Annotated in this window: 3 protein-coding genes; 2 read left to right on the top strand and 1 reads right to left on the bottom strand. The window is 56.5% G+C overall.

What is annotated here, in order from left to right:
• Positions 1-420: sugar ABC transporter permease (locus ABJK56_RS01530; protein WP_347242901.1), on the top strand; the 420-nt coding region annotated here is incomplete at its 5' end.
• On the top strand, positions 413-1,288 hold the full coding sequence (locus ABJK56_RS01525) for a carbohydrate ABC transporter permease (RefSeq protein WP_347242900.1): 876 nt from the start codon (positions 413-415) through the stop codon (positions 1,286-1,288). The genes ABJK56_RS01530 and ABJK56_RS01525, both read left to right, overlap by 8 nt.
• A gap of 124 nt (positions 1,289-1,412) precedes the next feature.
• Here the strand turns inward: ABJK56_RS01525 and ABJK56_RS01520 are convergent.
• Positions 1,413-1,656 (bottom strand): hypothetical protein (locus ABJK56_RS01520; RefSeq protein WP_347242899.1); only part of this gene is annotated, 244 nt, incomplete at its 5' end.

Genomic DNA, 1,656 nt, shown 5'->3' with positions numbered 1-1,656 from the left:
AAACCATCTCTGATCCTGATGAGCCTCTGGGGTGGGTTGGGGGGCTACAATATGATACTCTACCTGGCGGCGCTGCAAGGCGTGCCGTCTTCCTACTACGAGGCCGCCGAGATCGACGGCGCGGGCCCGTGGGCTAAGTTCTGGGCTGTGACCTGGCCGATGATCAGCCCTACGACGTTTTTCATACTCATAATGTCGATCATCAGCGGCTTCCAGAGCGGGTTCATGACCGCCAACGTTATGACAGGTGGTGGCCCGGCCGGCAGCACTACTACCATAGAGTACTACCTGTACCAGACCGCGTTCGAGAAGTTCAATATGGGCTATGCTTCCGCGATCGCCTGGTTCCTTTTCGCGGTGATCCTAATACTTACTCGCTTTACCTGGGGGATCGGCGGGAAGGTGGTCGTGTATGAGTAGGCTCACGCTCGCTAGAAAGATCTCCCTATACGTGGTGCTCGGCTTCGGCGCGATCACCATGCTTGTGCCTTTTCTGTGGATGCTCAGCACGTCGGTGAAACAGCCGAGCGAGGTTTTTTCGACAGGCGGAGGAATTAAGTGGCTTCCTGAGCACTTCTTCTGGCGGGACAGGGTCGTAAACGGCGTCAGGATCCGCGCGTGGTGGGGCAACTATCCCGACGCCTGGAACGAGATCAACTTCCTTCGGCTGTATCTGTCCAGTATTTTCGTGGCGGTGGTGGGCACGTTCGGCCAGGTTCTTACTAGCTCTATGGCGGCCTATGCATTTGCGCGCCTGAGGTTTCCAGGTCGGGACAAATTATTCTTTGCATATCTGGCCACGATGATGGTGCCCGGGTCGGTAACGATGATCCCGGTGTTTGTGATAATGAGGCACCTTCACTGGATCAACACTTATCAGGCTCTGATTGTCCCCGGGCTCTTCAGCGCTTACGGCACTTTTATGCTGCGCCAATTTTTTATGGGCCTGCCTTCGGAGCTTGAGGACGCGGCTAAGATCGACGGTTCGGGCTACATCGGGATCTGGTCCAGGGTGATTCTGCCGCTTTCAAAGCCCGCTCTTGCCACCCTGACCACGTTCACGTTTATGGGCTTCTGGGGAAGTTACATGTGGCCGCTGGTCGTGACGATCACTGAGGAACTCCGAACCCTCCCGATCGGGCTGAAATACTTCGTCGGACAGCATTCCACGAACTACACCCAGCTCATGGCGGGCTCGGTGATCGCGCTCATTCCTGTCTTGATACTTTTCATCTTCAACCAGCGCTACTTCGTCGAAGGAATCAAACTCTCGGGGATGAAGGCCTGAGCCCCGCAGTCCGGATCGCCTGCGCGCATTTCGGGTCGTGCGTATGCTGCGCGAATAGCCAGGTGGAATTACCCGTCAAGAATGCAGCCAGCTCAATTCCGGCGGCACGACACTTCCCGTTTTCCTACGTGAGTCCGTTCACCGGACTGCGTCGGGAAGAAGAACTTCCTTTCCCATCTACGTGAGATGGCGGATATACAACTCCCTCTCCCCTTGCGGGAGAGGGTGGGGGTGAAGGGTTCCGATGCTCTTCGGGAAGTTCAAACCCGTCCGCTACAAAGGCAGCTTGCGCCCAAGCGCTCGCGAAGCGTTGAAACGTAACCGTCAAACCATCCGCACCTTGCGAGGTGTTTGCTGCTGGTTCATAC

This window comes from Thermogutta sp. (assembly GCF_039793925.1).
In the GTDB taxonomy this organism is placed as follows: Bacteria; Planctomycetota; Planctomycetia; order Pirellulales; family Thermoguttaceae; genus Thermogutta.
The sequence above is the reverse complement of the archived record's forward strand: the minus strand, read 5'-3'. Positions and strand labels throughout refer to the sequence as shown.